The sequence below is a fragment of the Stieleria sp. genome (assembly GCF_041595215.1).
Taxonomy (GTDB): domain Bacteria; phylum Planctomycetota; class Planctomycetia; order Pirellulales; family Pirellulaceae; genus Stieleria; species Stieleria magnilauensis.
Window position 1 is genome coordinate 1 of record NZ_JBFHKV010000174.1, and the last position, 10,438, is coordinate 10,438.

General features: G+C 60.5%; 5 protein-coding genes. 2 read left to right on the forward strand and 3 right to left on the reverse strand.

What is annotated here, in order from left to right; translation table 11 throughout:
* Positions 1-158: 158 nt before the first annotated feature.
* The 3 genes from ABX749_RS09210 to ABX749_RS09220 form a co-directional block, all read right to left on the reverse strand.
* Positions 159-1,556, reverse strand: a complete 1,398-nt coding sequence (locus tag ABX749_RS09210; protein WP_372895715.1) for a DUF1501 domain-containing protein — start codon at positions 1,554-1,556, stop codon at positions 159-161.
* Positions 1,557-1,558: 2 nt separating this feature from the next.
* Complete coding sequence (locus tag ABX749_RS09215; protein ID WP_372895716.1) at positions 1,559-4,258, reverse strand: DUF1553 domain-containing protein; 2,700 nt, start codon at positions 4,256-4,258, stop codon at positions 1,559-1,561.
* Positions 4,259-4,629: 371 nt separating this feature from the next.
* Positions 4,630-5,607, reverse strand: coding sequence for an alpha/beta hydrolase (locus ABX749_RS09220; RefSeq protein WP_372895717.1), 978 nt, complete (start codon positions 5,605-5,607; stop codon positions 4,630-4,632).
* A 70-nt stretch (positions 5,608-5,677) separates the two neighbouring features.
* Between ABX749_RS09220 and ABX749_RS09225 the strand changes: the two genes are divergently transcribed.
* Together ABX749_RS09225 and ABX749_RS09230 are read left to right on the forward strand one after the other, a co-directional pair.
* Entirely contained in the window at positions 5,678-8,623 is a 2,946-nt protein-coding gene (locus tag ABX749_RS09225) for a PSD1 and planctomycete cytochrome C domain-containing protein (protein ID WP_372895718.1), read from the forward strand.
* Positions 8,624-8,631: 8 nt separating this feature from the next.
* The gene (locus ABX749_RS09230) at positions 8,632-10,017 is read left to right on the forward strand and encodes a DUF1501 domain-containing protein (protein ID WP_372895719.1); all 1,386 of its coding nucleotides are present in this window, start codon (positions 8,632-8,634) and stop codon (positions 10,015-10,017) included.
* The last annotated feature ends 421 nt before the right edge of the window (positions 10,018-10,438 follow it).

Genomic DNA, 10,438 nt, shown 5'->3' on the forward strand with positions numbered 1-10,438 from the left:
CGACCCGGAACGCCTCAAGGCTAGACACCAACGGTCGCTGGTGTGCAGGCTTTAGCCGCCCACTGTCGCTGCGAAGCAGCGACCCAGAACGCCTCAAGGCTAGACACCAACGTTCGCTGGTGTGCAGGCTTTAGCCGCCCGCTGTCGCTGCGTAGCAGCTAAGCCAACAGCTCGTTGATCAGCTGGCCGCCGAACTGGGAAAGTTGCTTGTGGCGGCCGGCGTGGAAGTAGGTCAGCCGGTTGTCGTCCAGACCGAGCAGATGCAACAGCGTGACGTGCACGTCGCGAATGTGGTGCACGCACTCGACCGCATTGGCACCGATCTCGTCGGTCGCTCCGATCGTGTGTCCGGCGTTTGTCCCGCCGCCGGCGAACCACATCGTCATCGCCTTGGCATTGTGATCACGACCGTAGGATTGACCTCCGCCGCGCAACCCGTTGTCCGGTGTCCGACCGAATTCACCACACCAGATCACCAGGGTGTCCTTGAGCATGTCGCGTTGCTTTAAATCTCGCAACAGCGCCGCGATGGGTTGGTCGACCGAGCGGATCAACGCCCCGTGCGCTTTTTCGATGTAGTCGTGGCTGTCCCAGTTTCCGGCATAGGCTTGAACAAAACGCACACCGCTTTCGACCAACCGCCGGGCCAACAAACATTTTCTTGCAAAGGAGTCCGTCGCCGCCCCGCCCACACCGTAGGCGTCGAGTGTCGACTGGGACTCCCCGTCCAAATCCAGCACGCCGGGGACTTCGGTCTGCATCCGGTAGGCGAGTTCATAGCTGGCGATTCTCGCTTCTAACTCACCCCGGCCGGGACGTGAGGCGAGGTGTTGGCGATTGAGTTGCGCCAGCAGATCAAGATTCTCGCGCTGTCGCTGGGGCGACACCGCCGCGGGCGGGTTCAAATTTAGAATCGGACTGCCTTCGGGGCGGAGCGGCGTGCCTTGAAATCTGGCGGGCAGAAACCCGTTGGACCAGTTTCCCGCGCCGCCCTGCGGATAGCTCGACCGCGGCAAGACCACAAACCCCGGCAAGTTCTCATTCATCGTGCCCAGGCCATACGTCACCCAGGCGCCGATTCCGGGATCGCCGCCGAACTGATTGCCGGTATTGAGCTGGTAGCAAGCCGTCGGGTGATTGACCGATTCGACTTGCGCCCCACGATAAAAGCAAATGTCGTCGACCATCTTGCTCAAGTGTTTCCACTCGGTGCAAATGTCCGCGCCACACTCGCCTGCCTTGGTGAATTGAAAGGGGCTTTTGACGAAGTAGCGTTTTCCCGACGACATCGCACTTTCCATCTCGCCGCTGCGGGTAAACGCTTTGAGATGCTGTTTGGTCAGTTCGGGCTTGGGGTCGAACGTGTCCAGATGCGACGGGCCGCCTTCCATCATCAAAAAGATGCAGCGTTTAGCCCTGGCCGGATGATGAGTCCGTCCCGACTGGTCGGCTTGCAAGAGTGACGTCAGCGCGACCGAACCGAGGCCCGCGCCGAGACCATACAACGCCTCGCGGCGGGTCGGCATCGCCAGTCGATGGGGAGGGTGAGCAGCCATGATCAATCCAGGTAGGCAAATTCGTTGAGATTAAAAATCACCAAACAGACATGCGCCAGTCCGCGCGTTTTCGCATCGACGTCGGCGGGCTGAAGGTCCGGTTGGTAATTGGTGTAAGCCGGCATGGTTTCGATGAAGTCGTAGGGTTGCCCCGTTTTCTCCGCCATCACCGTTCGCATTATCTGATCCGGCCAGGTTTTGGCTTGATAGGATCGCGACGATTCTTCAGCGATCGCGTCGTTCCATTGATCTAGACACAGTGAACGTTCCTCAGCAGTCGGCGTTCGCCCCAGTGCCAATTGGAAAGCACGATCGATGGTCTCAACATCGTCGAGTTGTTCATCGACCAACCGCTTGGCGAACGCGATCGATCGGTCGAAAACCTCTTCGGAATTGAGCAGTGTCAACGCTTGGGGTGCGACCGTCGATGTCTCCCGCAACTCACACGACTTGTCCGGTCCCGGTTGGTTGAACGATTCGAGGAACGGATCCCGCAGCCCACGAATCTTTTCGGCGTACAGGCTGCGGCGGTTGCGTTGCTGGGGAGTCGGATCGGGTTCATAAACCGAAGCCGCCCCGCCCATGATTTGCCGTGGCTGGAACGCGACTTCCAAGTTCACATCCGGCCGCGCCGGAATCCCGCCGACGCTGCGATTGAGTTCACCACTGGCGACCAGCATGGCATCGCGAATCTCTTCGGCGGTCAATCGACGTGGCTGGAACGAGGCGTAAAGATTCCCTTTCGGATCGAGAGTGGCTTGGCGTTGCGGCTGCGGATGACGGCTGCTGCGGCGATAGGCCTGGGAGGTGACGATCAGCTCATTGAGCTTCTTGATACTCCACCCCTGGTCCATGAACCAGCGCGCCAAGTGGTCGAGCAATTGTGGATGTGTCGGCAGGGCGCCGGTTCCGCCGAAGTTGTTCGGGTTGCCGGCCAGTCCTTTGCCGAAGTGCCACGACCAGACGCGATTGACGATCACGCGGGCGGTCAACGGATTGTCCTCGGCGGCGATCCACCGAGCCAACGCCAAGCGGCGTTTTCCCTTGCCGTCGGGAAACGAAGGAGGCTGCATCTGACCGAGCGCGACCGCAGCACTGAGTGGTCCCGGCTGGACCGGGTCAGTCGGTGAATAGACGTTGCCGCCGGCCAAGATCGCGTCGGCTTCGAGTTGTCCCTTGGCCCAAGGGTTCTCCGGCAACTCGATCCGATTGCCGACGTTGTTGCGTTGGATCGTCTTGCCCGTGTAAACGGCAAAGGCGATTGGCCGGGTGCGATCGAGTTCCCAACGGTGACGCGCGATGTTTTTCGACATTCTGGCCAACGAGGCTTCGTCGCCAGGGTCCAGCCCGTTGTCGCCGACCTTTGCATCACCGGTTTCCTGCTTCCGCGCCTTGGCGACTTTCTGGTTGAGTTCCTTGCGTTCTCGCTCGTAGGCGGCGACTTTGGCGTTGACCCATTGGTCGGACGCTTCGAAACCCGTTTTGTTTTCCACGTCCAGGAACGGTGCGTCGCGCTCGGCGAACTGGGTCGTCGAGAACACCGCCATCATGCTGTAGTAGTCACGTGTCGGCACGGGATCGAATTTATGATCGTGGCACTTGGCACACTGCAAGGCGTGAGCGAGAAACGTTTGGCCGACCGAATCGGTGATGTCATCGAGCCATTGCTGACGAGTTTCCTTGAACACGCTCATGCCGGTCTGTTCCCACGGCCCCATTCGCAAGAAACCCGTTGCGATCAGATTCTCTGGATCCTCGGCGTCAATCTCATCCCCGGCGATCTGTTGTCGGATGAACTCGTCGTAAGGTTTGTCTTCGTTGAAAGCGCGGACCACATAGTCACGGTAACGCCAGGCGTTGGGGCGACTGTAGTCGTTTGCAAAACCGGCAGTGTCTGCGTAGCGGACGACGTCCAACCAACGCAGGCCGAACTGTTCGCCGTAGTGCGGCGACGCCATCAATTGCTGCGCGAGCGTCCGCACGGCGCTTTCGCGGTCGTTGGCATACTCGCGGGTGAAGTGTCTGACGTCTTCCGGTGTCGGCGGCAGCCCCGTCAAACCGAAACTCATCCGTCGCACCAATTCAGCGGCCGGGGCTGGCGGCGCGGGCGCGAGACCTGCCGCGGCTAGTTTCTCGTCGATGAACCAGTCGATCGGGTGTTTGCCGGCGGGCACCGAGACGTGCTGCAGCGGCCGATACGCCCACAGCTTCTGGGGTTCGTAACGTCGGTTCTGCCAGTCGTCCGACAGCGCCTTGGACGTCGCCACCTGCACACCTTCGGCGTATCGCTGCTGAATCATTGCGACGCGTTGTTCATCCGGCCACGGCGCTCCGGCATCGATCCAATCACGAATCCACCACGTTTGAGCTTCGGTCAGCTGGTCGGCTTCCTTGGGCGGCATTTCATAGCCTTCCTCCGATCGGCTGGCGGTCCGGTAGAGGTAGCTCTGTTCGCCCTTGCCGGGGATGAGCACTTCATCTTCGAACGACTCACCACCGGCGATCAAGGTTTCTCGAGTTCGCAGGTCCAGCCCACCTTGGATGTCATCGGGTTCCGCCCCGTGACAGGCCAGACACTTCTCTGCGATCAGCGGTTTGACATGCAACGCAAACAGCTTTTCACCTTCGCTGACGTCATCGTTGGCGACAAGCGGTGGGAGGATCCACAGCGGGATCAGGATGATGGCGACGATGGTCCTCATGGTGTTCCTTGTTTGCTCGACCAACGATCTCTTAACGAGCCGACACGATGCCTTGGATTCAGTGACCTATTGTGCCGGCCCTCCGGGCCTCTGCTTGTTGCCCTCTTGCAACCGGTGGCTGACGCCACCGGCAACCATTGTGCCAGCCCTCCGGGCTTCAGAGGAATCGCACATCGATTCCGTCAGTGGCAGTGGCAGCAAATCTCTGATCTTGGATCTGAAATACCGCTCCGCCCATTTTAACACACACCATTGGCCAAGGCGTCCCACCGGAACCCGATCTCCACTTGGCATTCGTGCAATTCGTGTGATTCGTGGACAACTTTTCGCACTGTTGCCTCGGTCCACGGTTTCCCCGGACGGTTCCACGCTCAAAATCGCGTTCGAAAAAACTCGACCATGTCGTCGAGTGAGTTCCTGTCTTCGGGCGACACCGTGTGGCCTCCCGTTTCATAGACCCGGATCTTGGCGGCGATGCCGGCGTCCGTCATCGCGCGGTGCATGTCGCGTGACTGAAGCCAGGGCACGGTGGAATCATCGCGGGAGTGCAGGAACAGGATCGGCGGATCACTCGGATCGACATGTGTGATCGCCGAAGCGGCCAACCATTCCGGATCCTCGGGTGAAAAAGCCGGGCCGATCCACTCTCCGTTGGTTTTGAGTTTCTTTTTGGAATTCGGCTGGAGTTGAAGCTGTTCTTGTTTCGTAAACCGCGATACGAAATCGAAGACGCCGGCGAAACAAACGGCGGCTCGGATGCGGCTGCCGGGATCGTCGTCTTCGCCGGTGACCGCCAGCAGCGCGGCGAGTGTTCCGCCGGCCGACCGGCCCGTCGCGCCGATACGCTCGGCATCGATTTGATATTTCTCGGCCACCTCGCGGATGAATCGGACGGAGGCTTTCACGTCGGCCAGGGTGTCGCGATGCCGATGCTCGGGACTGCCGCGATAGGAGATCAACGCGGCTGCAAAACCATGCTTGGCCAAGTGCTCGGCAAAGGGTTTGAATCGCTGTCCGTTCTGCGGACGAAAGCCACCGCCTTGAATGACGATAACGCAGGGCGACCGATCGGCAGACGCTTGGGGAAGGTACAGATCCAGTGTCAGCGACGCCGCGGCTTTGCTGAAATGGAGGTCTTTCACGACCGTGAAGTCTTCGGCTGGCGTGTGACGGCTCAAGGAAACGCTGACGCAGCATGCGACCAGCATCATCGACAGGAACCGTGGTCGCATCGGAAAGGCAAATCGCATCGGAAAGGCAAATCGCATCGGAAAGGCAAATCGCATCGGACAGGCAATTCGCATCGAAGTCTCCGGACGGGCGTCGGTGGTGGAACAAATCAAATTCATGACCGCGGTGATTTAGAATGGGTTATACTAGCGGCCCCCCCAATCACTCGCCCACCGATGATTCACCAAAATGCGTTTTCTCGCGATCGCATTGCTACTCACCTGCATCTGGCATGACGCGCCGGTCTTGGCGGGAGATCCGATCGGCTGGTCGGGCGATTGGACACGGTCGCGTTCCGGCGGGGCGGCGCAGTGGTTCGAAATCCGCGGGACCGGCGGGCGAAACAATCCGCTGCGGCGACGGCTCGATGCACCGTTTGATGGCGACCAGCTGTTCGTTCGTTTTCAGCTGCGCTACGATTCAACCAGTCTCGACACGCCTCCCAACGGAAACGGCGAGTTTCTGGTTCTATGGCTCGACGAACAGGACGGAGGTGACGCGGCGGGACACAACGGCGGTGTGCCGAACATCGGGCTGCATGTCGACGAAGACAAAAACGCCTTCATGGCACGCTACGTTTCCTCGTCCCAGCACTTTGCCGAGATCGAACTGCAGGGCGATCGCGTCTACACCATCCTGGCCAAAGCCTCGCGATCGCGATCGGGCAGCGGACAACCCTATGACCGGTTGAGCGTCTGGATCGATCCTGAAATCCTTGACGCGAAAACTCCCGCCATCGAGGTCGCTGCAACAAACGCGATTGGGTCGATTGGCTGGATCGGGTTTTCGACGGGGATGAAGACCGAACGCGACGATCGAATCTTGGTCTCCGAGGTATCGCTGGCGACCACCTGGCTGGAATCCTTCGGCTTGCCCGCCCCAGTCACTCCCACGCCACCGACGACGAAACCAGCGACGGTGCAGACACTCACCGCAACGGTCCGTTTTGCCGATGACGTCTATCCGATTCTGCATCGGCATTGCTTTGAGTGTCACAGCGGCGAGGATCCAGAGTCTGGATTGCGATTGGACAGTTATGACGAAGTCTTGAACCAATTGTCTCCCCGCGATGCCGATGCCAGCCATCTGATTGCGCTCGTCGAATCGTCCGATCCGGCAAAGCAGATGCCTCCGCCCGATGATGACCACACGCAACTGAGTGCGGACGAAATCCGCGTGCTGCGTGATTGGATCGATGAGGGCGTCGTCTGGGACCATCGACTGCTGCCGACGCCCGCGATGCAGTCCGATCACTGGGCGCTACAGCCCGTCCGTCGACCTGAGATTCCTGAGGTATCGTCCACTCGGCCCTTGCGGACACCCGTTGATGCGTTCATCGCCCGCAAACAACAAGACCTGGGTACGACGCCTGCGGAAACGGCTTCGTGGTCGACGCTGCAACGTCGAATGGCGTTGGATCTGACGGGGCTTCCACAATCGGCGTTCCCGGGACTTGAGCAAGCGACCAGTCACGAATCACTCGATCGCTGGATCGATCAATTGCTGTCTTCACCGGCTTACGCCGAGCGTTGGGGACGCTACTGGTTGGATCTGGCCAGGTGGGCCGAGAGCAATGGTCATCAACACAATCGACCGCGGCCCCACGCCTGGCGTTACCGTGACTATGTGATCCAGAGTTTTCAAGACGACAAACCGTACGACCAGTTCATTCGCGAGCAACTTGCCGGCGATGAACTGCAGGGGGCATCGCGTTGTTTGGAGGCGACGGGATTCCTGGCCGCCGCCCGATACAGCGGCAATGAGCTGGACAAAGAGATTCAACGCCAGGACATTCTGGTGGATGTGGTCAACACCACGGCAAAAACGTTCCTGGGCGTCACACTCGAATGCGCCCAGTGTCACACCCACAAGTTCGACCCGTTTACGATTCGCGACTACTACCGATTGCAGGCGTTCTTTACGCGCGGGCAACCGGGAAACCTGTTGCTGGCCGATGCCCCCGCCGAAGCGGAATCGTGGATCGACGCGCGTTGGCAACTGTTCGACTCCGTTCACTCGCGGATGGTCGCCCAAAAGCGTCGTGCCGGCGTCCCCGAGCCCGTCTTGGTGATTCCCAAGTCGGTGATCGGCGCAATGAATGCGCAGGAACGCAAAGCGCTGTCCGCACTCGATTCCGCGATCGCGTCGACCCCACAAGTCTGGGGCTGGATCGGTGGCGATGAGGGAGTGGTCGTCGCGCCCCACGAGATGCGTTGGCCGTTGCCGCGTGATCTTCAATCGGTCGCAGAAATGAAAACCTACCTGCGGTTGCGTGGTGACGCCAAATCGGTCGGCCCGGAAGTTCGCGCCGGCTGGCCGGCGGTTTTCGGACCGACGCCCGACGGTGCGACTTCACGAACCGACTTGGCCGACTGGATCGCGTCCCCGGACCATCCGTTGACCGCGCGCGTCTGGGTCAATCGGATTTGGCAGTGGCATTTCGGCACCGGTCTGGTTGCGACCTCGGGTGATTTCGGGACTCAAGGTGCTGCCCCGACACACCCCGAACTGCTCGACTGGCTGGCCGACGAATTGGTCGCCAGCGGCTGGAGCACGCGGCACATTCATCGACTGATCCTCCGATCGATGGCCTATCGACAATCGGCGTCGTTCTCACAGCCCAACCATGACTTGGATCCCGATTGCCAATCCCTGTGGCGTTGGACCCCGCGACGACTGGAATCCGAAGCGATCCGGGATTCGGCGTTGTCCGTCGCCGGCCGACTGGACACGACCGTGGGAGGCCCGAGTGTGAGTGACGAGGATGCGGACGAAGCCTACCGGCGCAGCGTCTACCTGCCACAGCAACGCGAACGGATCGCAGAATCGTTGACGCTGTTCGATAGCCCTGCGGCGGTGGCAACCTGTTCGCGGCGTCGCGTGTCGACCGTCTCGCTGCAGCCGCTGTACCTGCTCAACAGCGACTTCATGAATACGATCAGCCACCGTTTTGCCGATCGTGTCCGCAACTCGTCCACGGAAGACCAATACGCCGCAACCGCGCTGCGGCTGGCGCTCGGCAGAGACGCGTCCGAGGAAGAGGCGGAGAAGATGACACAGTACCTGCGTGATCATTCGCTCGAATCATTGTGCCTGGTCATCCTGAACTTGAGCGAGTTTTTGTACCTGAATTAGAGAGACGCATGACGTCAAACCCTTGGATCGACCGAAGACGATTCCTGTACGGCGGCGGACTCGGTGCCGGTGCGATGGCGCTGCAGCTGTTGCGTCACGCCGAAGCGGAAGGGGCCAATGCGACGCACCACCCCGCCACGGCATCGAGCGTGATCTTTTTGTTCATGTCCGGCGGTCCGAGCCAAGTCGACACGTTTGACCCCAAACCGGAGCTGGACCGGCTGGCGGGCAAGGACGTTCCCGACAGCATTGCCGAAACGATCCCCAAAATCAAACGAGCCGGGCTGAAGAACTTGATGGGTTCGCCGTGGTCGTTCAAACCCTACGGCGAAAGCGGAATTCCGGTTTCCGACTTGCTGCCCAAAACGGCGGAACATGTCGACGATTTGTGTGTCATTCGATCGATGCAGCACAACAATCCGGTGCATGGGCCCGGTGAATGCGTCGCGCTGACGGGCACCGCCGCCGGCGATCGCCCCAGTATCGGCAGCTGGTCGCTGTATGGTCTGGGAACGGCCAACGAGAGTCTGCCCGCATTCATCGGAATGAACCTGCACACCGACGGCATGCAGTTTCCCCAAGGTGCCGGATGGGGATCGGGCTTTTTGCCATCGGGGTTCCAAGGCACCGTCGTCGACCCGGCCAAGGGGATTCGGCACGTGAACATGCCGGAACAGACGTCCAAGCAGCAACGCCGCGATCAACTGGAATTGATTCGTTGGTTCAACCAAAGGCACTTGGATCAATCCGGAGGCCAAAGCGAACTGCGGGCGCGATTGGAATCCTATGAAACCGCGTTCCAGATGCAGACGTCGGCGCCGGAGTTGTTTGACATCGGAAAGGAAACGCAGCAGACACGAGATCTGTATGGTTTGAATCATCCCGATGGCAAAACGGTCGGCCGCGCGTGCCTGCTCGCCCGACGCATGGTCCAACGCGGCGTACGGTTCGTGCAAGTCCGCGTCGGCGGCTGGGACGCCCACGGCAACATCAAGGGCAACCATTCCAAAATGGCCGCGCGGACCGATGTTCCGATCGCCGGGCTGCTGACGGATCTCAAGCAACGCGGCTTGCTTCAGTCGACGCTGGTCGTCTGGGCCGGCGAGTTCGGACGCACGCCGACGATGGAAGGCCGAGGCAAGGGCCGCGATCATTCTCCGGCCGGCTACTCGATCTGGATGGCCGGTGGCGGCGTTCAAGGCGGGCAGATCATCGGCGCGACCGATCCGCTGGGTTACGTCGCGACCGAACGCCCGGTGTCCCCACACGACTTTCACGCCACCATGCTGCACGCGTTGGGAATCGACGCCAACCGTTTGACCTACAACCATCACGGCCGCGATGAAGTGCCGACGGTGTTCGGAGGCGAGGCCGTTGGGGAAGTCTTTGGGTAGCAGGGCATGATGCACCACATCACGGACACCGTCGGGCACGCTGCGTGTGCCGTCGTCGATCGAATCACAACCGACACACGTGTTGAGCCAATGGCGTTCAATTAAGCGTCGTTCGTTTTCGCTGGGGCCCGTAGGCTCACGCCAAACGGCTGATCATCGTTTGACATCAGCCGGTTCGCGCCAGCGCGAGCGGCGGCACCTCCGCTTGCCTCAACGTTGCGGCGTTGCCCCGCGGCCTTCCACTGCCAATCACATCCGAAATCGATTTGCGGGAGAATCCCTAACTGCCGATGCCGGCCAGCCAGACCAGCAGGGCGATGACGACGAAGCAGACCGCCACGGAGATGGCGAATCCATACACGTCGGATTTGCGCGGACGCAGCGCTTCGATGTCCGTGCCGGGAAACAGCCTGCGGTCCTC